The sequence below is a fragment of the Kribbella sp. NPDC050241 genome (assembly GCF_044459685.1).
Classification (GTDB): Bacteria; Actinomycetota; Actinomycetes; order Propionibacteriales; family Kribbellaceae; genus Kribbella.
The window spans coordinates 46,154-67,092 of record NZ_JBITJE010000005.1; the positions used below are offsets into that span (position 1 = coordinate 46,154).

The 20,939-nt window shown below is 69.7% G+C and carries 21 protein-coding genes; 16 read left to right on the plus strand and 5 right to left on the minus strand.

Annotation, left to right across the window (positions count from 1 at the left end):
• Positions 1 to 15 precede the first annotated feature (15 nt).
• Together ACIBG5_RS23820 and ACIBG5_RS23825 are read left to right on the plus strand one after the other, a co-directional pair.
• Positions 16 to 1,443 carry a DUF1116 domain-containing protein gene (locus ACIBG5_RS23820; protein WP_396393680.1) on the plus strand — a complete coding sequence of 476 codons (1,428 nt, stop codon included), beginning with the start codon at positions 16 to 18 and terminating at the stop codon, positions 1,441 to 1,443.
• Positions 1,440 to 2,252, plus strand: a complete 813-nt coding sequence (locus tag ACIBG5_RS23825) for a DUF2877 domain-containing protein (RefSeq protein WP_396393681.1) — start codon at positions 1,440 to 1,442, stop codon at positions 2,250 to 2,252. Before ACIBG5_RS23820 ends, ACIBG5_RS23825 begins: the two co-directional genes overlap by 4 nt.
• On the opposite strand, the gene ACIBG5_RS23830 is transcribed toward ACIBG5_RS23825, so the two are convergent.
• On the minus strand, positions 2,203 to 5,382 hold the full coding sequence (locus ACIBG5_RS23830) for an ATP-binding protein (protein ID WP_396393682.1): 3,180 nt from the start codon (positions 5,380 to 5,382) through the stop codon (positions 2,203 to 2,205). The genes ACIBG5_RS23825 and ACIBG5_RS23830 overlap by 50 nt on opposite strands.
• Positions 5,383 to 5,498: 116 nt before the next feature.
• On the opposite strand from ACIBG5_RS23830, the gene ACIBG5_RS23835 reads away from it, so the two are divergent.
• The 7 genes from ACIBG5_RS23835 (at position 5,499) to ACIBG5_RS23865 (ending at position 12,522) form a co-directional block, all read left to right on the plus strand.
• A complete protein-coding gene (locus ACIBG5_RS23835; RefSeq protein WP_396393683.1) occupies positions 5,499 to 6,293 on the plus strand; it encodes a phosphosulfolactate synthase in 795 nt (264 codons plus the stop codon).
• The gene (locus ACIBG5_RS23840; protein WP_396393684.1) at positions 6,283 to 7,212 is read left to right on the plus strand and encodes a hypothetical protein; all 930 of its coding nucleotides are present in this window, start codon (positions 6,283 to 6,285) and stop codon (positions 7,210 to 7,212) included. The genes ACIBG5_RS23835 and ACIBG5_RS23840 overlap by 11 nt, the downstream gene beginning before the upstream one ends.
• Positions 7,197 to 8,546, plus strand: coding sequence for an adenylosuccinate lyase family protein (locus ACIBG5_RS23845; RefSeq protein WP_396393685.1), 1,350 nt, complete (start codon positions 7,197 to 7,199; stop codon positions 8,544 to 8,546). The genes ACIBG5_RS23840 and ACIBG5_RS23845 overlap by 16 nt, the downstream gene beginning before the upstream one ends.
• Positions 8,537 to 9,532: a pyridoxal-phosphate dependent enzyme gene (locus ACIBG5_RS23850; RefSeq protein ID WP_396393686.1), complete on the plus strand. Its 996-nt coding sequence runs from the start codon at positions 8,537 to 8,539 to the stop codon at positions 9,530 to 9,532. The genes ACIBG5_RS23845 and ACIBG5_RS23850 overlap by 10 nt, the downstream gene beginning before the upstream one ends.
• Positions 9,529 to 11,043: an argininosuccinate lyase gene (locus ACIBG5_RS23855; protein ID WP_396393687.1), complete on the plus strand. Its 1,515-nt coding sequence runs from the start codon at positions 9,529 to 9,531 to the stop codon at positions 11,041 to 11,043. The genes ACIBG5_RS23850 and ACIBG5_RS23855 overlap by 4 nt, the downstream gene beginning before the upstream one ends.
• 164 nt (positions 11,044 to 11,207) lie before the next feature.
• Positions 11,208 to 11,435, plus strand: coding sequence for a hypothetical protein (locus ACIBG5_RS23860; protein WP_396393688.1), 228 nt, complete (start codon positions 11,208 to 11,210; stop codon positions 11,433 to 11,435).
• 19 nt (positions 11,436 to 11,454) lie between these two features.
• Complete coding sequence (locus ACIBG5_RS23865; protein WP_396393689.1) at positions 11,455 to 12,522, plus strand: type I glyceraldehyde-3-phosphate dehydrogenase; 1,068 nt, start codon at positions 11,455 to 11,457, stop codon at positions 12,520 to 12,522.
• Here the strand turns inward: ACIBG5_RS23865 and ACIBG5_RS23870 are convergent, their stop codons facing one another.
• Entirely contained in the window at positions 12,523 to 13,179 is a 657-nt protein-coding gene (locus tag ACIBG5_RS23870) for a helix-turn-helix domain-containing protein (RefSeq protein WP_396393690.1), read from the minus strand.
• A gap of 150 nt (positions 13,180 to 13,329) precedes the next feature.
• Between ACIBG5_RS23870 and nthB the strand changes: the two genes are divergently transcribed.
• From nthB to ACIBG5_RS23905, 7 genes are all read left to right on the plus strand, one after another.
• On the plus strand, positions 13,330 to 13,992 hold the full coding sequence (gene nthB, locus ACIBG5_RS23875) for a nitrile hydratase subunit beta (RefSeq protein WP_396393691.1): 663 nt from the start codon (positions 13,330 to 13,332) through the stop codon (positions 13,990 to 13,992).
• Positions 13,989 to 14,585 carry a nitrile hydratase subunit alpha gene (nthA, locus tag ACIBG5_RS23880; RefSeq protein WP_360446379.1) on the plus strand — a complete coding sequence of 199 codons (597 nt, stop codon included), beginning with the start codon at positions 13,989 to 13,991 and terminating at the stop codon, positions 14,583 to 14,585. Before nthB ends, nthA begins: the two co-directional genes overlap by 4 nt.
• Positions 14,582 to 14,935 carry a nitrile hydratase accessory protein gene (locus tag ACIBG5_RS23885; RefSeq protein WP_396393692.1) on the plus strand — a complete coding sequence of 118 codons (354 nt, stop codon included), beginning with the start codon at positions 14,582 to 14,584 and terminating at the stop codon, positions 14,933 to 14,935. Before nthA ends, ACIBG5_RS23885 begins: the two co-directional genes overlap by 4 nt.
• Positions 14,916 to 15,374, plus strand: a complete 459-nt coding sequence (locus ACIBG5_RS23890; RefSeq protein WP_396393693.1) for an OsmC family protein — start codon at positions 14,916 to 14,918, stop codon at positions 15,372 to 15,374. Before ACIBG5_RS23885 ends, ACIBG5_RS23890 begins: the two co-directional genes overlap by 20 nt.
• Positions 15,371 to 16,693 carry an FAD-dependent oxidoreductase gene (locus ACIBG5_RS23895; protein ID WP_396393694.1) on the plus strand — a complete coding sequence of 441 codons (1,323 nt, stop codon included), beginning with the start codon at positions 15,371 to 15,373 and terminating at the stop codon, positions 16,691 to 16,693. Before ACIBG5_RS23890 ends, ACIBG5_RS23895 begins: the two co-directional genes overlap by 4 nt.
• Positions 16,694 to 16,703: 10 nt before the next feature.
• Entirely contained in the window at positions 16,704 to 16,961 is a 258-nt protein-coding gene (locus tag ACIBG5_RS23900; RefSeq protein ID WP_360446387.1) for a hypothetical protein, read from the plus strand.
• A 73-nt stretch (positions 16,962 to 17,034) separates the two neighbouring features.
• Positions 17,035 to 17,523: an MSMEG_0572/Sll0783 family nitrogen starvation response protein gene (locus tag ACIBG5_RS23905; protein WP_360446389.1), complete on the plus strand. Its 489-nt coding sequence runs from the start codon at positions 17,035 to 17,037 to the stop codon at positions 17,521 to 17,523.
• A gap of 53 nt (positions 17,524 to 17,576) precedes the next feature.
• On the opposite strand, the gene ACIBG5_RS23910 is transcribed toward ACIBG5_RS23905, so the two are convergent.
• Genes ACIBG5_RS23910 through rpe form a run of 3 tightly spaced genes read right to left on the minus strand, consistent with a single transcriptional unit; the run spans position 17,577 to position 20,883 of the window.
• Complete coding sequence (locus ACIBG5_RS23910) at positions 17,577 to 18,257, minus strand: HAD family hydrolase (RefSeq protein ID WP_396393695.1); 681 nt, start codon at positions 18,255 to 18,257, stop codon at positions 17,577 to 17,579.
• The gene (gene tkt / locus ACIBG5_RS23915) at positions 18,254 to 20,173 is read right to left on the minus strand and encodes a transketolase (protein WP_396393696.1); all 1,920 of its coding nucleotides are present in this window, start codon (positions 20,171 to 20,173) and stop codon (positions 18,254 to 18,256) included. The genes ACIBG5_RS23910 and tkt overlap by 4 nt, the downstream gene beginning before the upstream one ends.
• Positions 20,173 to 20,883, minus strand: a complete 711-nt coding sequence (gene rpe, locus ACIBG5_RS23920) for a ribulose-phosphate 3-epimerase (protein WP_396393697.1) — start codon at positions 20,881 to 20,883, stop codon at positions 20,173 to 20,175. Before rpe ends, tkt begins: the two co-directional genes overlap by 1 nt.
• Positions 20,884 to 20,939: the final 56 nt, after the last annotated feature.

The window sequence follows — 20,939 nt, forward strand, 5'->3', positions numbered from 1 at the left end:
TGGAAAGGCCACGTGATGAGTCAGACTCCCGTCGTCGAGCTGCCGGCCGCCGTTGATGTGATCAACATCGGGCTCCCCCTGTTCGAGAGCGCGCTGCGCGATCAGGGGCTGCCGGTCATCGGCGTGGACTGGCGGATCCCGGGCGGCGGCGAGGCGCGGACCGTGGCGGCCCTGTCCCGGCTGCTCGGCCCGCAGGCGGCCCGGATCGACCAGGCCAACGCGGAGGTGCTCCGGCGCCTCAACGAGGGCGTCCCACTGCTGGTCGGCATCGACCGCGCTGGTGCCGTCATCGAGGGCATGGGCGAGCGCGACATCCTGCACTGCGGCCCGTCCATCGCGTGGCAGGACATGCCGGATCCACTCCAGCGCTCGGTGCGGGCTGCCGTGGTGGCGGAGGGCTGGGCTCCTGATGTGGCGGCCGCAGGACAGCTGGTCGAGTCGGGCGAGGTCCGCCTGGCGCCGGCCAACGAGCATCGGACCGTCGTACCGATGGCGACATCGATCGGTCCGTCCGCGCCGGTGTACGTCGTACAGAACGAGCTCGGCGGTGTGACGGCGTACTCGAGCATCAACCAGGGATCGGGGGCAGTGCAGTGGTTCGGGGTCGACAGCGACGCTGCCATCGAGCGGATCCGCTTCGTCCGCGACAAGGTGGGGCCGGTGCTGGCGGAAGCGCTGTCGAACCACGGGCCTGTGGATGCGTTCGCGCTCGCCGCACAAGGCGTTCCGATGGGCGACGACGTACACATGCGAGTGCAGGCGACGACCAACCTGTTCCTGCGCGACCTGCTGCCTTACCTGGTTCGGGGTACGCACCCGGCGACGGCTGAGGTGGCGACCTTCCTGAGTGGCAACCACCTGATGTTCCTCAACGTGGCCATGGCCGCGGCGAAGTCGCTGGTGGAATGGGCCGGCGAGGTGCGCGAGTCGAGCATCGTGACCACGATGGCCCGCAACGGGACGACGTACGGCGTACGCCTTGCCGGCGGTGGCGACGACTGGTTCCTCGCGCCCTCTCCGCCGATCCAGGATGCCTTGTACTATCCGGGTTTCGGCCCAGAGACGAGCGCGCCGGACATCGGTGACAGCGCGGTACTGGAGCTGGTCGGACTGGGCGGACCGGCGGCGGCGAACTCGCCTGCCGTGGCAGGCTTCCTCGGTGGCAGGATGTCCCACGCGATCGCGGCCACCCGGAGCATGCAGCGCATCTGCGCGGGGGAGAGCCCGCGGTTCAGGCTGCCGATCCTCGACAACGTCGGTACGCCGGTCGGTGTGGACGTGCGCAAGGTGGTCGAGCTGGGCATCACCCCGGCCGTGAACACCGGGATCATCCACGCGACCGCCGGGACCGGACAGGTCGGTGCGGGCGTGGCCTGGGCTCCGATCGAGTGCTTCACCGACGCCTTGCTCGATCTCGACCGACGTCTCGCGCCTGACGCGTGACAAGCCACCTAGCGCCGATCGTCGCCGGGGCGGGCGTCGCTGCCGCCCATCCCGACGGCGCGTACGGGACCGTTGTCGGCACCTTCCGGCACGGTTGCTACGTGCAGGTCCACGGTGGCATGTACGCCGTGGCCGGACCTGCCGTCGCACCCGGGCCGATCCACCTGATCGTCGAGCAGGCTCCCGCTCGGGTACCGGAAGGACTCGCGGTCTGGCGCGACGGCGGTCGGTTGCGCTCGACCGAGTGGCAGATCGACCTGGCCGGGGCTGCTCTCTTCAGGCCACGGATGCCCGGCCCGCGGGACCTCCAGCTGGCGGCGTCCGCGCTCAATGCGATGCGCGGCCGGCTCGCTGTGCCCGACGATCTCCACTCTTGCTGGGACTCCGTACGCCGTGCCGTGGCCACCGACGATCTGACCGCGGCCAGGGAACTGCTCGAAGGTCGTGGCGGCGGCCTGACACCGACCGGCGACGACGTCCTCGCGGGCATCCTGCTGGTGCACGCCTGGCGAGGCGACGATCCACAGGGGCTGTCGGAGGTTGCGCGGGCCGCGGCCACCACGAACCTCAGCCGGTCGTTCCTCACTTGGGCGGCACAGGGGCAGAGCCTGTCGCCCGTGCACGACCTGATGGCGCACGCGGCAGCGCACGATCAACCGGCGTTCGTCCATGCGGTCGCGACGGTGTCGGCGATCGGCGGATCGTCAGGAGTCGCGCTGCTCTGGGGCATCGGACTGGCCGCCGGCGCGGCCGGCACCCTCAGGAGTTGGCCCGCGGCAGCCGCCCCGCCTGCGCAAAGCACGACCTGAGCTGGCGGGGGAGCGTTGCCTCCAGGCGACGCAGCGCCGTACGTGCCTCGTCGGGAGCTCCGACCTCACCGAGGAGCAGGAGTGAACCGGTCTGCCGGGCGACAGTGGCTGCCTCCTCGCCGCGTCCGAGCAGATGGAACGCCAGGGCCTGGTACTTGAGTGAACTCGCCGCACGCGCGGCCACGAGCAGCGCTTCAGGGTCCTGGAGCCCCATCCGGCAGGCCACCTCGCGGACCCGCAGGTCCGCTCGCCACCGGAACGGCAGCCAGTGCTCGATCAGGCGCCCGGCCATCTCCAGGCGTTCGGCCGCGCGGTCGGCCTGGCCGTCCAGACGCTCGCTGTCCGCCAGCGAGCAGAGGGCATGCAGTTCCTGCTCGATCTGGAGGCTGCCCGCCTCCACCTCACGGGACTGACTCAAGGCCAGCTCCGACAACTCGTGCGCCCGGAGCGGCTCGCCCAGTTCGCGCCACACCCAGGCCAAGGTCGTGTTCGTCCGCGCTCGGTAGAACGAAACGTCGTACCGCTCCAGGATCTGCGCCTTCGTCTGCAGGACGGTCAGGGCGCCGGACAGGTCGCCGACGTTGCCCCTGGCCAGGCCGGCGAAGAACAGTGCCCGCAGCAGTGGATGGAACGCGCCGATGCTGTTCGAGACCGCGACCGCGTCGTCGAGCACCTCGATGGCCTCGCCGTACCGGTCGGCATGGGCGAGCAGGGCGCCGAGACAGCTCGACACCGAGGCCTTCACCGCTCCGTCCTCGTCGCCGTTCTCGTTCAGGGCCCGCTCGTAAGCGCGATGGGCGGCGTCGAAGTCGCCGGCCCAGTGCTTGGTCCGCCCGAGCAGATTCCATGCGCTCGGTCGGGCGCCGGGCATCCGGGACGCTTCGTCCGCGCGCGCCACCGCCTCCTCGACGTCGCGTCGGTAGTACGCCGTCCAGCCGAGCCGCTCGACCGCGGTGGCCCTGAGCGAGCGGTCACCTCGGGCGACCGCGAGCGCCTCGGCCTCCTGGTGATCGTCCGTCGCCGCGTCGAAGGCTCCGAGCTCTTCCTCGGCCGCGCCGCGTCCGATCAGCGCGAGCCCTTCGAGCTCTTGGTCGTCTGCCTGGCGGGCGGTGTCGAGGGCGTTCGTGAACAGGCGCACGGCATCGGCGTTCGCAAACGAACGGCGGGCCAGGGTGGCCGCTTCGTACCACGACCTCGCCGCGGCCTCGGTCAGTCCGGCTCGTTGCTGGTGATGTGCGCGCAGCTCCGGTCGCGCCGAGAAGATCTCCGCCAGCTGACGGTGCCGCAGGACCCGGACCGGTCCCGGGAGGTTGTCGTACAGCGCCTGGCCCAGGATCGGCGGCGACGAGACGAACAACTCGTTGCGAGAGGCAAGCAGTCCGGCCGCCATCGCCTTCTGCAAGGTGGGCATCAGGTTGACCGCCGGGCGGCCGACGAGCTGCTCGAGGGTGTCGACGTCGAACGCGGTCCCGATCACCGATGCGGACTGGAGTAGTTCCTCGACGTCGCTGCCACTGCGCCGTACCCGGTCCAGGACCATCGAGCGCAGCGTGCCAGGGATCTCCGCCTTGTTCTCGCCGCGGGTGAGAGCGGCGAGGACCTCGACCACGAACATCGGGTGGCCCTGCGTCAGCTCCCAGACGAAGGCTGCCTCGGTGGCACTTCCAGCCTGCTGTGCCAGCAGCGCCACGTCCGACTCGTCAAGCGGACCGAGCTCGACCAGTACGCCGTTGCCCGCCAGTGCGCGCAGCTCCGGGTCGAGGCGGTCGGACGGAACGGTCGCCACCACGAGGAGTGGTACGTCGTCGATCGTGTGCAGAAGCCACTGAAGTGCCTCCACCGTGGCTGTGCCGGCGAGGTGCAGGTCGTCGAAGTACAGCAGTAGCGGCCGGTCCTCCGCGGCGGTCGCAAGCACATGGCGCAGCGTGTTGAGGATCCGTCGATGCTCGATCTCCGGACTCGCACGCCGGTACTCCGTGACGCCCACGACGTCACGCAGATCCGGCACCAGCTCCACCGCGGTGTCCGTCCAGGAACCGAGCATGGCCGGCAGGGCATCGGGAGCGGTGGAGAGAAGAATCCGGCTGAGCACGGTGAGGAGCGGCTGGAGCGGTGAGGATCGCTCGCCCTCGAAACAGTCGACTCTGATCGCCCGCGCGCCGCCGCGCTCGGCGTAGTCGGCCAGCTCCTGCGCGAGCGAGGAGCATCCCGAGCCGGGACTTCCGGTGACGACGATCGATCCGGCCTGTCCGGCGGCCACGACAAGCCACCGGTCGACCATGGCGGCGTACTCGTCCTGTCTGCCGATCAGGGTGGAGCTGCCCGCGACGGACGCTGGGCGAGGCGTCAGGATCGGTCCGGGGTCGGCGCCGCTGACGATGGCACTGAACAACGCGTCGGTCTCCGGGCTCGGCTCCACCTCGAGCTCGCGGCGCAGCTCGAGCCGGAGCTCGTCGTACGTCTGCAACGCCGAGGCGCGGTCGCCGAGGTGCCACTGCGCGTTCATCAGCGCGCGGCCGGCCTGCTCGTCGTGGCGGAAGCGGGACAGGACCGACTCGGCCTGGTTCGCGATCTCGCTCCACATCCCGAGCCGGGCCTGGGCATCCCAGCTGGCCCGGTTCAGGCGGCGGGCGAGCGCGTCCACGTGGCGCTGCTGGTCCTCGGCCCAGGTCCGTTGGGCGACGGCGGGAGGCAGCTCGGGATGGCCACGAGTGAGCAGGCCGAAGGCACGGCGCGCCGCGGTGACCGTCACGGCCGGGCTCAGGGCAGCGCGGGCCTGGGCCGATTTGGTCAGCTCCTCCAGGAGCGCGAGGTCACTGGTCCACGCCCGTCCGCAGTTGAAGCGGTAACCGGTCGACGAGGAGCCGGTGATGACGTCGGATCCGGCCGCCCGGCGCACCCTGCTCACCAGCGAGGCGATCACGCGGTCGGCACTGTGCGGAGCGTCCTCGTCCCAGAGGGCGTCCACCAGAGCGTCGATGTCCACGAGCGCGCCACTGGCGGCGACCAGCCGGCGCAGCAGGATCCCGGCCCGGCCGGCCGGGATCGGGCCGAGCTGACGACCGTCCGCGTCGGTGACCGTCAGGGCCCCGAGCACGTAGACGGTCGAGGGCGCCGCATGGCTCGGCATCAGGATGACGCTCCTCTCTCCCCAGTTTCTCCGACCATCTCCTATGGTATAAATACATCACTGATAGTGGAGGGCGGGTGGTCCTCCCGGGCGAGTCGGCTGGAGAGGCAGGCGCAATGGCTGGAGCTGGTCCGAGCTTCCTGACGCTGCCGGAGCGACCCGCCAAGCCACGGTCGGCCGGGCTGACCCATGTCTTGGACAAAGGGTATTCCCTGGACCGGGTGGAGTCCGTACTCAAGGCGTACTCCGGCTGGATCGACGTCTGGAAGCTCGGCTGGGGTACGGCGTACATCGAGCCCGCGCTGGCCGAGAAGGTCCGGGCGCTGCGCGACCACCAGGTCAAGCCGTGCACCGGCGGCACGCTGCTCGAGATCGCCTGGCTGCAGGGCCGGGTGGACGAGTTCTTCGAGTTCGCGACCTGGGCGGGTTTCGAGTGCGTCGAGGTGTCCCGGGGGAGCACGGACATGCTGCTGGCCGAGAAGCACCGGATCATCCGGCAGGCCCGGTCGCTCGGGTTCGAGGTCTTCGCCGAGGTCGGCAGCAAGAACCCCGGTGACGCTGTGTCCGCGGCCGAATGGACCACCGAGCTCGAGACGGATCTGGAGGCCGGCGCCGGCTGGCTGGTGGCCGAGGGTCGCGAGAGCGGCACCGTGGGTCTGTACGACGCGGGCGGCTACCTCCGCGAGGACCTGCTCGACGCGCTCGCCTCGTCCGCCGCTGCCGAGCTGATCATCTACGAAGCGCCGCAGCGAGCGCAGCAGGCGGACCTGATCCGGCGGCTCGGCCCTGAGGTGAACCTCGGCAACATCGCGGTGGACGACGTGATGGGCCTGGAGACGTTGCGCCGCGGACTCCGCTCCGACACGATCGGGCTCGGCGCGACGCTGGAGAGCTCGGCTCGTGCGCACTGAGGAGCCGGACCTGATCGAGCCGACGGATCCGGGCGCACCGAATGTCATCCCGTCGCGCTACCGCCAGGTCGCCGTCGCGGCCGTCCCGACCCTCGACCCCGTCTGGCTGACCGATCACTTCACCGATCGCGAGGTGTACTTCCGGACCCGGTTCATCGTGGCCCGGCACGAAGGTCGCGTCGCGCTCGTCGAGGTGGACCGCAAGCCGTCCGCGGACCTGTTCACGCTGACCGTCGCGGCCCGGGTACTGGCCGGCCCCGACGACTGCGCCGTGGTCGTCGACGAGACCGTCGACACCGCCGTTCCGTCACAGCTGGCTGCCGCCGCGGAGGCCCTTCCCGGCGTCCGGTGCGTCGTGGTCGAGGGGTCCTACTCCCACGTGAGCTTCATCCTGAACCCGGCACCGATCCGGATCAGGCTGGTCGACGTCGTTCCGCCCGGCCCGGCCAAGTTGCTCGACCAGGTACGCCGGGTGCTCGCGACGGCGGAGGATCTCCCGCCGATCGTCGTCGTACCGGATCTGGTCGACAGTCGACGTCTTCTCGCCGAGGCGTACGACGTACCTCCGCGCGATGTGCTGATCCCGTGCCGTGGGTCGGGGATGGACTTCCCGGGCAGCACGGTGTCGTTCCTGGACGAGCGACCGCCGGAGCGCGGCTGGACGCTGCTCGGGTGTGAACGGTCCAATCAGATCCACCAGTGGTTCTACGGCAGCACGCCTGAACGCGTCGACATTTGTCCGCGCCAGTGGCTGACGGCGGACGGCCGGCGTACGCTCACCCGCTGCTGCCTGCTCCAGGAGGGCATCGAGAGCGAGCCGACCGGAACGGTCGTGCCCTGGGGTGCCTCGCTGGCCGAGGTTCGCGCGGCGCTCGAGACGATCGTCGATCGGTCGGGGGTCGCATGGACGCACATCTGATCGATTCCGCGGTCTTCGGGCACCAGTGGAGTACGGCGGAGAGCCGCGGGATCTTCGCCGAATCCACCCGGGTTGCTCGGTGGCTCGACGTGATCATCGCGCTGGCCGAGGCCCAGGCGGACGTCGGCATCATCCCGGCCTCGTCGGCGGCTGCCATCGCTGGGCTTCGCGGCGACGAGCTGGATCTGGAAGCCGTTGCGGAAGGCACCCGGACGACTTCGCACTCGACGCTCGGCCTGATCCAGGTGCTGCAGCGGATGCTGCCCGCGGACGCGGCCGAGCACGTGTACTACGGCACCACCGTCCAGGACATCTCGGACACCGCACAGGTGCTGGAGATCGCGGAGGTCGGCGAGCTGGTCTGGCGGGACCTCTGGGCGATCGAGGCAGAGCTCCTGGCTCTTGCCGCGCGGTACCGCGAGACGCCGATGCTTGGCCGCACCCACGGTCAGCCGGGGGCTCCGATCACGTTCGGGTTCAAGGCTGCGACGTGGGCCGACGAGATCGGGCGCAGTCTGGAACGTCTTCGCCAGGGTCGTGACCGCTGGCTGGTGGCCGAGCTTGGTGGAGCGGTCGGCGTGCTCGGGTTCTTTGGTGCACAGGCGTTGCCGCTGCGGGCGGCGTACTGCGATCGACTCGGGCTGGCCGAGCCGGCCATCTCCTGGTTGACCACTCGCGATCGGCTCGCGGAGTTCGCTCAGGTGATGGCCGTCGCGGTCGGTGCGATGGCCCGGATCGCCAACGAGGTCTACATGCTCGCCCGCGCCGAGCTGGGCGAGGTGCGCGAGCCGACACCGTCGACCACGGTGGGCAGTATTTCCATGCCACACAAGCGCAATCCCGAGGTGTCCGAGCAGATCGTCACCCTCGCCCGGCTGGTTCGATCCTCGGCGGGTGTGCTCGCCGAGACGTTGATCGGCGAGCACGAGCGGGACGGCCGCTCGTGGAAGACCGAGTGGGTCGTGCTGCCGGAGCTCAGCCATTACGTTCTCGCCGCGTCCGGTATGACGCGGTCGCTGGTAGGCGGGCTCGAGATCGACCCGGCACGGATGCTTGCGAACCTGGCGGCGACCGGGACGGCGTCCTCGGAGCGGCTGCTGAGCGTGATGTCGGCGCGGCTGGGTAAGCACCGAGCGCAGGCCACGCTGCAGGACGCCTACCGCGCCGCGATCGGCTCCGGCCGTTCTCTCACGGCAGTGCTCGACGGGCAGATCGAGCCCGCCGAGCTGGCCGAACTCGACCGGTTCGACACCGGCGCCGCTGCTGCCATGGCCGACGAGGTGGTGGCACGCGCCACCCGACGCCGGGCCGGGGAGAGTGCGTCGTGGCGCTGACCGACCTTCCCCGCGTGCCGCTCGGGACCTTCCCCACTCCGCTGCAGTACGTCGCGGATCTCGCGGGTACGCCGGGACTGCGCGACGTACTCGTCAAGCGGGACGATCTGACCGGGTTCGCCTGGGGTGGCAACAAGGTGCGCACCCTCGAGTACGTCCTCGGGGACGCGGTGTCGCTGCACGCCGACACCATCGTGGTCGCGGGCGGTCCCCCTTCGAACTTCGCCGCTCTCCTGGCCGTTGCTGCCGCCGGGCAAGGCATCGCGGTCGTGCAGGTCTGCTACGGCAACCCGCGCGATGGTGCAGCCGCGCTGGCCTTGTCGAGAAGAGCAGGCGCGGCCGTGGAGTTCACCGGCTCCGCCGATCGCAGCAGCATGGACGAGTACGCGGGCGCGCTGGCCGGACGGCTACGGGCAGAGGGTCGGCGGCCGTACGTCGTACCTCGCGGGGGAGCGACACCGGTAGGCGCATGCGGGTTCGCCGTCGCCGCCGCGGAGTTGGTCTCGCAGTTGGCCGAACGACGGATCGGCGCCGCGAGCGTCGTGATCCCGGTCGGCTCCGGAGGCAGCATCGCCGGACTGCTCGCCGGCCTCGCGTCGACCACTGGGATCGAGATCGTAGGTGTCTCGGTCTCCCGGCCCGTCGCGGAGATCGAGGCGCAGGTTTCGACTCGCGCGGAGGAGTGCGCCCGACTGATCGGCGCCACCGGCCCGCTGCCGCGCTGGCGGGTGGTCGACGGACGCGGCCCTGGGTACGGCGGCGGATGGCCGGAGGCTGACGAATTGGCGGGCGCCTTGTTGCAGCACAGCGGTTTCGTCGCCGACCCGGTCTACAACGCGAAGGCGCTGTTGTGGCTGAGCAGTCATCGCAGCGAACTGTCAGAACCCGTCCTGTACTGGAGCACCGGTGGGGCACTCGCCGCCGCCGACGAACTCACCACCCCGGCAGCCACCCCCACGGCCGTCGGCGAGGAGGCAACGTCATGACTGCGGTGAACTCGGGCCGACGGGTCGAAGGGCCTTCCAAGGACCGCCCCGCGCAGCAACTCATCGACGCGGGGTTCGCTTGGGAGATCGCGGACGCGCCGCTGCTGCACCACGGTCTGAACATGGCCGACATCGCCCACGTACTCGACCTCCGCCACCGGCACATCATCCCGGAACGGGCGGCCGCGGCGCTGCTCGGCGTATTGCTGGACACGCATCGCACCAAGCCCGAGGACTTCCCGTACGACGCGGCATACGGCGAACCGTACAACTCGCGCGAGCGCCACTTCGTCGCCACGATCGGCGACGACGCCGGCTGGTTGCACGCCGGCCGGCCCCGGCGCGAGGCGGCCCGGGTCGCACTGCGGATCCTCCTGCGCGGACTGACCGCCCGGCTCGCGGTCGCCGCCTCCGAGTTCGCCGCCACCTCGTGCCGTACGGCGGCTCGCTATCGCGAGGTGTACATGCCGGACCAGACGTACCTCCAGCAGGCGCAGCCCTCGACGTTCGGCCACTACCTGCTCGGGTTCGTGCCGCCGGCGATCCGGGACTGCGATCGGTTGATGGACGCCCTGGCCCAGGTCAACACGAGTCCCGGCGGCGCGGGGTGTGTCAACGGCAGCCGGTTGCTGGACGACCGGCGGGTGATCGCGGACCTGCTCGGGTTCGACGACGTGATCACGCACACCCGCGACGCGATGTGGCAGACCGACACCTTCGTCGATGTGCTGAGCACCAGCGTCAGCTTGCTGTCCAACCAGTCCAAGCTCGCCGAGGACCTCGAGATCTGGTCCAGTCAGGAGTTCGACTACGTCGACCTGGCCGGCCCGTACACCCGTGCCTCGGTGCTGATGCCACAGAAGCGCAACCCGTACGCGTTGTCGATCGTTCGCGGCGGTGGCGGCGTACTGATCGGGCGGCTGACCGGATTCCTGGCGGTCGTGAAGAGCCCGTCGGCCCGCAGCGACAACCTGATCTTCGCGTACGGCGAGATCCCCAAGGCGGTCGAGTTCGCAACCCGGATCACCGCGCTGATGGAAGGCGTGGTGGACACGCTCAGCGTCAACGAGGACCGGATGTGGCAGCGGCTGGAGGAGGGGTACACGCAGGCCACGGATCTGGCCGAGTTCGTCATGCTTCGGTGCGGCCTGGACTACCGGGCGGCGTACCTGGTGGTGGGCGAGGTGGTGCGCGAGGCCAGCCGGCGCGGGGTCCGGGGTGTCGACATCAGTTCCGAGGACCTCGATCGCGCGGCGACGTCGGTCGTGGGGCGAACCCTGGATCTCGATGCCGAGGAGATCAGGACGGTCCTCGATCCGCGGGCGATCGTCGCGACCCGCAGCGCCCTCGGCGGCGCCGCGCCGGAGGCCGTCCAGTCGATGACCGAGGAGTACCTGGCCAAGGCCGTGGACCTCGGCTACCGGGCGAATCACGCGCTCGAGAAGTACGCCGCCGCGGAGGCCCGGCTGCTCGCCGAGGCGGAACAGGTGGCCGCCGGACGGAACGACTAGGTCGTGTCCGGGCCCGTTGCAACGCCGTGCAACACCTGTGCAACAGCAGGGGGCAGCATCCGTTCATGGACACGTACATCGCTGGACCTGACTGCTGCGGATGCCGATTCGAGCAGAGTGCACCGGCGCACCATCGGCGCCTGATGTCCCTGGAGGCGCAGCCGATGACCTCCTTGGTGGAGCTCATCGAGATGGCCGCCACCTGGGGTGAGATCGAGTACGGCGAGTTCGAGCCGGTGATCCCCCCGAGCGAATGGATCGACTTCGCCGAAGCGCACGCGTGGACCGACGGTGACCGCGTGTTCGACGCGCTGGTGGCACTTGCCTCCCTGGTGCCACCAGCGCGCTCCACGGCCGGCGCCAGAGCCGTGCCCGTGCTGGTTTCGGTGTGAGACCCCGAGAGGAATCCCGATGACCGATGCACCCCGGATCGCGATCAACGGCCTCGGCCGGATCGGCCGCGCGCTGCTGCGCTCCATCATCGCCCGTGACTCGTTCGTCGACGTCGTCGCCGTCCATGACCTGACCCCCGCCTCGACGCTGGCCTACCTGCTCCAGCACGACACGGTGCACGGCCGGCTCGGCGTACCGGTGGTGGCGACCGACGACGAGCTGATGGTCGGCGACCGGCGGATCCGGGTACTGCGGGCGAACCACCCGGGGAACCTGCCGTGGTCGTCGCTCGGGGTCGACGTGGTCGCGGAGTGCAGCGGGCACTTCACCAGCAGGGACCGGGCCGGAGGGCATCTGCGGGCCGGCGCGAAGCGAGTGGTGATCTCCACCCCGACCGACTCGGCGGAGGCGACGATCTGCCTCGGCGTCAACGAGGCGAGTCTCGACCCGGACTCGGACCGGATCATCTCGAACGCATCCTGTACGACGAACTGTGTCGCGCCGATCCTCGCGATCCTCGACGAGGCCTTCGGAGTCGAGGGTGGCTGGGTCGACACCGTGCACGCGTACACGAACGACCAGCAACTGCTCGACCTGCCGCACCACGACCTGCGCCGATCCCGTGCCGCGGGCCAGAACATCATCCCGACCGGAACAGGTGCGGACACCGCGCTCGCGCGTGTACTGCCGCACCTGAAGGACCGCGTGCACAGCGTCGCGGTGCGCGTCCCGGTGCCCGACGGCTCGCTCAGCAATGTCGTGGGCATGCTCCGCGGCCGGGCCGGCACAGAGCAGGTGCGCGACGCGTTCATCCAGGCCGCGCTGTCCGAGCGATGGTCCGGCATTGTGGGCGTGAGTGACATGCCGATGGTCTCCAGCGACGTGATCGGCGACCCGCGGTCCTGCGTCGTGTCCCTGCAGGACATCGAGTCGCACGGCGACGCCGTCCGCGTGTTCGGCTGGTACGACAACGAGTGGGGCTACGCCAACCGGTTGCTCGACCTGGTCGAGATGGTGACGCTGCGCACCAACGTCAGGCGCCCCGTGACCGACCTGGGCACACCCCACTCCGCTCTGGTGCGCTGATCAGTTCCGGCGTTCGGGGAGCGACACCCAGACCGCCTTGGTGGCGCGGCCGGACGGGTTGCGCCAGGAGTGGCTCTCCTCGGAGCGGAAGTGCAGCGAATCGCCCGCGGTGAGGCGGTAGGTCTGAGCGCCCACCGTCAGCTCCAGCGATCCTGACTGGACATGCACCAAGGTCTCGCCCGCCGAGCGCCGTTCGTCATCGGCCGACTGTGCGCCCGCTGCGATCTCGTTGACACTCGCCGTCAGGTCGAAGGGCCCTGAGTCCGCGGAGATCGATCCGAGCACCACATCTCCATCGTGTGACGTGTGGATCCGCCGCTGGTCCTTGGGGGTGAAGGCCACTGGCGTGGCCGGAGCGTCGGTCTCGTCGATGAAGTGCGCGACCGGCACCTGGAAGGCCGCCGCCAGCTTGAGCAGCGTGGTGATGGTCGGGACCATCGTGCCCTGCTCCACCTTGTGAATCGCGGCCGGCGACACGTCGGAGCGCTCGGCCAGCTGCTGGAGTGACAGTCCGAGCCGGGCGCGCAGAGCGCGCAGCCTCGGGCCGATGCCGGAGACGACCTCGGAGACGGCGGACTCCGACAGAGGGGGCCCGGTGGGTCGCTCGGCCGGCGCGTCGTCGCGGGCCCGTGCGGGCCGCTGCGATGGAGGTGTCACTGGTCGCTCCTTCGTCGTCTGCCGGTCGACCCCGGCGTTTAGTAGACGCAGTCTATCCGATGGTTGACGGATGTCTGTGTGTCTCATAGTGTACTAGCTTATCCGATAAGAGATTCGGAGTCATTCCACCGGACGCGAGGAGAACCGCTTGTGGACGGCATTCACGACATGGGTGGCACCCACGGCTGGGGCACGGTTGCGGTCGACCCGGACGAGCCCGTCTTCGCCGAGGACTGGCACGCCCGCACGTTCGCCCTCAGCCTCGCGTCGATGGGCGCCTCGGGGACCAACCTGGACGCTTTCCGGCACGCGCTCGAGCGCCTGCACCCGATCGACTACCTGTCCGACGGGTACTACGGGCGTTGGTTGTGCGCTGCCGAGCTGCTGCTGGTCGACAGCGGTGTGCTCGCGCCGGGTGCGGTCGAAGCCCGTGCACGTCGCCTGGCCGGCGAGGACGTCACCGAGCCGGCCGGCACCGAGGTGAACAAACCGTCGTACCAGCGTGGTGGGCCCGGTTCGTTGCGGCAGATCGACGACGAGCCGGCCTTCGGCACCGGGCAGCGCGTCCGGGCCCGTGAGCTGTACAAGTCCGGCCACACCCGGATGCCCGCGTACGTCCGCGGTCGCACCGGGACCGTCGAGGCCCGCCGTCCGGCCGCCGTGCTGCCCGACAGCACGGCGCATTTCACCGGCGAGGACGCCCAGCACGTGTACACCGTTCGCTTCGAGTCCACCGAGCTGTGGGGCCCGGACGCCGAACCTTCGACCCTGCTCATCGACCTCTTCGAGAGCTACCTGGAGGAGAGCCAGTGAGTTCTGATCCACGTTCCGTCGACCGGCCACCGGCCGCCCTGCGCGCCGAGGCGCTCGAGGAGCTGCTCACCGAGCGCGGCCTGGTGAAGACCGAGGTACTCGACGGTTTCATCAATCGCTATGTGAACGACGTCGGCCCGCTGAACGGCGCCAAGGTCGTGGCCAAGGCCTGGGTCGATCCGGACTACCGTGAGCGGCTGCTCGCGGACGGCACCGGTGCCATCAAGGAGCTCGGCTTCGCCGGTCCGCAGGGCGAGCACATCGTGGTGGTGGAGAACACCGAGGAGGTGCACAACCTCGTCGTGTGCACTCTGTGCTCCTGCTACCCGTGGCCGGTGCTCGGGCTGCCGCCGGATTGGTACAAGGATCCGGCGTACCGGTCCCGGGCTGTCCGGGAGCCGCGGGCGCTGCTCGCGGAGATGGGGCTGCAACTTGCCGACGACATCGGCATCAAGGTCTGGGACTCCAGCGCCGAGAACAGGTACTTCGTTCTGCCACGCCGCCCGGCGCACACCGAAACCCTGTCCGAGGAGGAGCTCGCCGCCCTCGTGACCCGCGACGCCATGGTCGGCGTCGCCGAGGTGGTCTCATGACCGCGGACGCACTCGAAGACACCGTTGCCGGGCTGCCCCGGTCGAACGGCGAGCTCGTCTTCGCGCAACCGTGGGAGAGCAGGGCCTTCGGGATCGCGGCGGCCTTGGCCGATCAAGGGCTGTTCACCTGGAAGGACTTCCAGGAGAACCTGATCGCCGAGGTGTCCCGGCGCGAGGCGGAGCCGGGGGAGTACAGCTACTACGACCGTTGGCTCGGTGCGCTCGAGGCGCTGCTGTCCGAGCGCGGTGTGGTGTCCGCGGACGACATCGACGTTCGCGCCGACGTTCTCTGTCATCGGCCCGCGGGTCATGATCATCGCGACGACGGCCATGGCGACCACACGCACTGACGGCCAGGTGGCAGCCGACCGCACCGTCGAAGGTGTCTGGCACGGCGGATACCACTGCTCCGTCGAGGCCGGGTCCTTCACGATCGAGGTCGACGAACCCCTGAGCGTCGGCGGCACCGACCTCGGACCCCAGCCGACCGACCTGCTCCTCGCCTCGGTCGCCTCCTGTTTCACGCTGGCGCTCAGCTATGCGGCGCGGAAGCGCTCGATCGAGCTGACAGAGCTGTCGGTCCGCGCGACCGGCACGTACGACGGGTTGCAGTTCGGCGCCATCCGGGTCGACGCCCGGATCGGTGCACCCGAGGCCGAGCTCGAGCGCCTGGTCGAGGTGGCCGAGCGGGTCTGCTACGTGACCAACACCCTTCGCTCCGGTGTGCGACTGAGCACCCAGGCGGTGTCCACCGCCGCTGTTCCTACTGACGGAAGTGAGTACTCGTGAAGATCGTTGTGATCGGCGGCGGAGCCGCCGGCCTGGGGGTGGCCGGTGCCGCCAAGGGCCAGGATCCGTCGGTGCAGACCGTGGTCTACACCGAGTACGAGGACGTCGCGTACAGCCCGTGCGGGATCCCGTTCGTGCACGGCAAGGAGATCGAGTCCTTCGAGAAACTGTTCCTCGCCACCAAGGAACAGTACGTTGCCCAGGGCATCGACGTGCACTACGAGACCACCGTCGAGAGCATCGACACCCGGTCGCGCACGATCAAGGTCGGCGGCGAGGGCGAGGTCGGCTACGACAAGCTCATCCTCGCGACCGGCTGGAACTACGACACCCCGGACATCCCCGGTGTCGAGCTCGGCGGCATCTACCACGTCAAGAACATCCGCGCCGCGATGGAGTGGGACAAGTACCTGGACACGGTCGAGTCGGCCGTGGTGGTGGAGTCCGGCCCGATCGCGATGGAGATGGTCTCGGCCCTGCAGCACCGAGGCATCAACGTCACGCTGGTCGATCCCGGTCCGTGGCCGATGGCCGACGTGATCGACCCGGACATCGTCGAACCGGTCCGCAAGGACTGGGCCGACTCGGGCGTGACGCTCAAGTTCGGCGAGCGGGTGACCGCCTTCCACGGCACGGACACGCTCACCCACGTCAGTACGACGTTCGGCGACGTACCGGCGCAACTGGCCGTCATCGGCAGCCACAAGGTCGCCAACACCGCACTGGCCGGCGCCGCGGGGATCAAGCTCGGCAGCACCGGCGGCATCGCGGTCGACCCGCGCATGCGCACGTCCGACCCGAACGTCTTCGCCGCGGGTGACTGCGCCGAGATCCCGCACGGTGTCTCGAACGTGCCGCTGCAGGGACTCTCGGGCAGCCACGCGTACGCGCAGGGCAAGACGGCCGGCATCAACGCGGCCGGCGGCAACCGGGTGCACAACCCGGTCTACGTGCCCTGGGGAATGCTCGCCGGGCAGTGGATGATCGGCGGAGTCTCGTTCGGAGAGACCCTCGCCACCGCGCTCGGCCTGCCCTTCGTGACCGGTGTCGCCGACGGCATCACCCGGGCGCGCTACTACCCGGGCGTGAAGCCGATCAAGGTCAAGCTGCTGGCGGATCCGAAGACCCGGCGGCTGATCGGCGCCCAGATGATCGGCGGCGAAGGGATCAAGGAGCGCGCGGACTTCCTCGGCATCGTGGCCCGGACCGGCGTCACCATCGACACGCTGGCGACGATGGAGAACGTCTACTCGCCCGCGATCGGCGCGCTGAACGAACCCATCGCGATGGCCGCGCAAGCGCTCGTCGCGAAGCTCTGAGGCGGCCGGCATGTCCTTCTTCCGCTGGCTCCGCTCGAACTCCGAGCACGCCCTGCTCAGCGACGCACAACGCCGCGTGGCCGCCAGGTACGACGCCAACCCGCCGGCCCGGCCACACGGACTCAAGGACCGGTGGTGGCGACAGGTCTTCGCCCCCGTGTACCGGTTCCTCCCCTGGGGCCTGCGCCGGGCCACCATGCAGGCGATGCCCGGCAGCCACCGGATGGGATGGCCGAAGCCGGAGTACCTCCCGCCCGGCGACCAGTGAACCCCTGCACCCGACCCGGGCGCAGGTCCTCCCATCATCTCCGCACCGTCAACACCTCGAAGGAGTCAGCATCATGCCGAAGACGGTCACCATCGAACCGCCCCAGGAGGGCGACATCCTCTTCGACGTCGAGGAGAAGGTATTCCCCGACTACCAGGCCAACGAAGGCGACAAGGCGTACGTCTTCATGCACACCGTTCCCTTCGAGGGTTCTGTGGGTCTGGTCAACATGCTCACGGCCACCCGGCTGCAGCGGAAGGGGTTCGACCTCACCTTCGTTCTCTACGGACCCGGCGTCCTGATGGCGTCGGCGGCCCGTGGTTACCCGGCCGTCGGCAACGAGGGCTTCCCGGGCAACCTGGGCTACAACAAGCAGTTGCGGACGCTGATCGACGAAGGCGCGAAGGTCTATGCGTGCCGGTTCGCGATGGGCGCCCTCTACGGCATGCGCGAGGACGACCTGATCAAGGGCGTCACTCCGTTCAACCCGCTCGACGTACTGGACGCGAACATCCAGGCCTGGCGTGACCGCGCCCTGGTCCTGGCGACCTGGACGGTCTGACCCAACGGTGCCCCGCAGCGAGGCTGCGGGGCACCGTCGTTTTCCCAGCATCTTCACTGCCGGAACCAGGCCACCAGGTCTGGATCCTCGAACCCGTCCGCCACCAGATCCGCCCCGGACAGATCGTCGTCCCGGGTGTACTCGTTGTGGGCGGCAACAACACGGAGGCCGGCCGCGACAGCCGCCCGTACGCCGTTCTGCGAGTCCTCGACGGCCACAGTCCGCTCGACCGGACAGCCGGCCAGCCGCAGCACCTCGTCGTACGCCGCCGGGCTCGGCTTGAGGTCGGGTATTTCGGTGCCGGTGACAACGATCTGGAAGCGGGGACCGAAGACCCGGTCGAGCAGTGGCTCGACCCACGCCCGAGTCCCAGTCGTTGCCACATGCACCGGTACGCCGCCCGCCTCGAGGTCGTCGAGCAAGCGGTGAACTCCTGGCCGCGCCTGCACCTTCCCGTCCTCGATCAAGTCCCGCATGATCGCGGTCTTGCGAGCATGTAAGCGCTCCGCCAGGCGCCGGGCATCCTCGGACGACCGACCCGCCTGCTCGAACCAAACTGCCAGGCGTCTGGCTCCGCCGGTGATCCGGAGGAGCCTTCCGTACGTCGCGATGTCCCAGTGGTCGGGCAGTCCCGCCTCCTCGAAGGCGGCGTTGAAGGCGACCCGGTGGCCATCGCGTTCACTGTCGACCAGCGTTCCGTCGACGTCGAACACGACAGCGGCCAGCCGGTTCACCTCAGGTACCGCAGGTGTTCGCGGATCCGCTCGACCACCACCGGCACGGTGAAGCCGTGATGCGCCATCACCTCATCCCCGGGACCACATGTACCGAACTCGTCGATCCCGATGGCCAGGTCGACCACGCCTTTCCAGCCCATGGTGCTACCGGCCTCCAGGCTGACCGTGGTCGCGTGCGGATCCGCGACGTACGTCGACCGGTCCATTGCCGAGACCAGGCGAACGTCGTACCCCTCGGCGGTCAGCGCCTTCGCGACCTCCACGCCGAGGCCGACCTCGGATCCGGTAGCCACGAGCTCGACCGCGACGCGCGGGCCGTGGTCATCCAGTGGCGTGGTCTGGGGGAGCGACTGACGGGACAGGATCAGAGCGGTCGGTCCGTCGGTCCGCTCCAGCGCGAGGTGCCAGGCCCGTGCGGTTTCGGCGTCGTCGGCAGGACGCAGTACCTGCAGTCCGGGGATCAGGCGCAACGACTCGATCTGCTCGACGGGCTGGTGAGTGGGACCGTCCTCGCCGACCGCGATCGAGTCGTGGGTCAGCACGTGGATGACCGGCTGCCGCATCAGGGCGGCGAGCCGGAGCGCGGGGCGCAGGTAGTCGGCGAACGCGAGGAACGTGCTGCCGTACACCCGGAATCCGCGGTGCAGGCTGAGTCCGTTCATGACCGCGGCCATGCCGAACTCCCTGATTCCAAAGGCGATCGTGGAGCCGGAGTAGTCGTCTCGCGTCACCACGGCACCTCCGGTCGCAGTCCCGGTGGAACCTGCGAGGTCCGCCGAGCCGCCGACCAGTTCCGGCATCAGCGCGGTCACCGCCTTGAGGCAGGCTTGGGACGACTGCCGCGTGGCCCGCGGCGCATCGCCGGGGACCGCGAGCAACGCATCCCCGAGGCCATCGGGCAGTTGCCGAGCCTGACTGCGGTGGAATTCCGCTGCACGCTCCGGCGTGTACGCCGCAACCGCCGCGTCCCACGCGTCATGTTCGCGCGCACCTGCCGCGGCCAGCTCATCGCAGACAGCCCGCACCTGCTCCGGAACAGCGAACGGCGCATGCTCCCAGCCGGCCAGTCGTTTGGCCTCCGCGGCCAACTCCTCACCGAGCGGCGAACCGTGTGCCTTCGACGTACCCGCCACGCCGGGCGCGCCGTGACCGATCATGGTCCGGACGGCGATGAAGCTCGGACGTGGGTCGGCCTTGGCGAGGGTGATCGCTGCGTCGACGGCGTCCACATCGGTGCCGTCAGCAACCGTCTGTGTGTGCCAGCCGTACGCCGCGAAGCGGGCTGCCTGGTCATCGCTGCAGGACCGATCGACCGCTCCGTCGATGGTGATCGAGTTGTCGTCCCAGAGCACGACCAGCCGGCCCAGGCCAAGGTGCCCGGCGAGGGAGGCGGCCTCGTGGCTGATCCCCTCCATCAGGCAGCCGTCGCCGACGATCGCGTACGTGTGATGGCCGGTGATCTCCGGGTAGCGGGCGTGTTCCATCCGCTCCGCCAGCGCCATCCCGACCGCCATGCCAAGTCCCTGTCCGAGCGGACCGGTGGTGCACTCGACCCCGGCCGTATGACCGAACTCGGGATGCCCGGGGGTGCGCGACCCGAGCTGCCGGAAGTTGCGCAGCTCGGCCTCGGGAAGGTCGTACCCGAAGATGTGCAACAGGCCGTACAGGAGCGCGGATCCGTGCCCGGCCGAGAGAACGAAGCGATCGCGATCGGCCCAGTCCGGTGCGGCCGGGTCATGGCGCAGGTGCCGGCTCCAGAGCGCCCACGCCATCGGCGCGGCGCCCATCGGCATACCGGGATGCCCCGAGTTCGCGGCCTGCACCATGTCGACGGCGAGGAACCGCAGGGTGTCGACAGCGAGCCGGTCGGTCTCGACGGACGGCGGTGTGGACCGCTGCAGGAGTTCGGTCATCAGGCAGCCTCCTCGTTCCGTGCAGCACTCGCCGCGGCGGCGCGCAGTTGCCGTACGGCCGCTGCTTTCCCGTCCTGGTGGGCGTACATCCAGGAACCGGAGATGAAGACGTCGGCACCGGCGGCAGCTGCGCCGGTGATGGTCTCGGCGGTGATCCCGCCGTCGACCTCGAGTTCGATCGGCAGGCCGGAGTCGTCGATCATCCGCCGCAGCCGCGCCACCTTCTTCTCGATCGAAGGGATGTACGCCTGACCGCCGAAGCCGGGGTTGACCGTCATCGCCAGTACCAGGTCGGTCTCGGTCAGGACGTTCTCCACCAGGTCGGCGGGCGTGTGCGGGTTCAGAGCGACACCGCTGCGGGCGCCGAGGTCCCGGATCCGGCCCAGGGTGCGATGCAGGTGCGTGCAGGCTTCCGCGTGCACGATGACCAGCTCACAGCCCGCCTCGACGTAGCGCGGCAGCAGTACGTCGGGCTCGACGACCATGAGATGCGCCTCGAAGGCGACCCGGCTGTGCTGCTGGGCCGCCGCGATCACGTCCGGGCCGAAGGTGAGGTTCGGGACGAACACCCCGTCCATCACGTCCCACTGGATCCGGTCGACGCCGGCGTCGCACAACTCGCGGATCTCGTCGCCGAGACGGGCGAAGTCCGCGGGCAGGACCGACGGAACGATCAGCGGCGGGGGAACGCGAGGGGTGGGTTCGGTCATGGGTGCGGCCTTCCTGGTCGGAGAACTCCCAGCGGACCGCGCCAGACCCCTTCCGG

Excerpts from the sequence above, each read along its gene's own strand:
- ACIBG5_RS23845 (WP_396393685.1), top strand. The coding sequence starts at position 7,197 with ATGGACGCACATCTGATCGATTCCGCGGTCTTCGGGCACCAGTGGAGT.
- ACIBG5_RS23855 (WP_396393687.1), top strand. The coding sequence starts at position 9,529 with ATGACTGCGGTGAACTCGGGCCGACGGGTCGAAGGGCCTTCCAAGGAC.
- ACIBG5_RS23820 (WP_396393680.1), top strand. The coding sequence starts at position 16 with ATGAGTCAGACTCCCGTCGTCGAGCTGCCGGCCGCCGTTGATGTGATC.
- ACIBG5_RS23900 (WP_360446387.1), top strand. The coding sequence starts at position 16,704 with ATGTCCTTCTTCCGCTGGCTCCGCTCGAACTCCGAGCACGCCCTGCTC.
- rpe (WP_396393697.1), bottom strand. The coding sequence starts at position 20,883 with ATGACCGAACCCACCCCTCGCGTTCCCCCGCCGCTGATCGTTCCGTCG.
- ACIBG5_RS23890 (WP_396393693.1), top strand. The coding sequence starts at position 14,916 with ATGGCGACCACACGCACTGACGGCCAGGTGGCAGCCGACCGCACCGTC.
- ACIBG5_RS23885 (WP_396393692.1), top strand. The coding sequence starts at position 14,582 with ATGACCGCGGACGCACTCGAAGACACCGTTGCCGGGCTGCCCCGGTCG.
- ACIBG5_RS23835 (WP_396393683.1), top strand. The coding sequence starts at position 5,499 with ATGGCTGGAGCTGGTCCGAGCTTCCTGACGCTGCCGGAGCGACCCGCC.
- ACIBG5_RS23830 (WP_396393682.1), bottom strand. The coding sequence starts at position 5,382 with ATGCCGAGCCATGCGGCGCCCTCGACCGTCTACGTGCTCGGGGCCCTG.
- tkt (WP_396393696.1), bottom strand. The coding sequence starts at position 20,173 with ATGACCGAACTCCTGCAGCGGTCCACACCGCCGTCCGTCGAGACCGAC.
- ACIBG5_RS23860 (WP_396393688.1), top strand. The coding sequence starts at position 11,208 with ATGACCTCCTTGGTGGAGCTCATCGAGATGGCCGCCACCTGGGGTGAG.
- ACIBG5_RS23865 (WP_396393689.1), top strand. The coding sequence starts at position 11,455 with ATGACCGATGCACCCCGGATCGCGATCAACGGCCTCGGCCGGATCGGC.
- ACIBG5_RS23905 (WP_360446389.1), top strand. The coding sequence starts at position 17,035 with ATGCCGAAGACGGTCACCATCGAACCGCCCCAGGAGGGCGACATCCTC.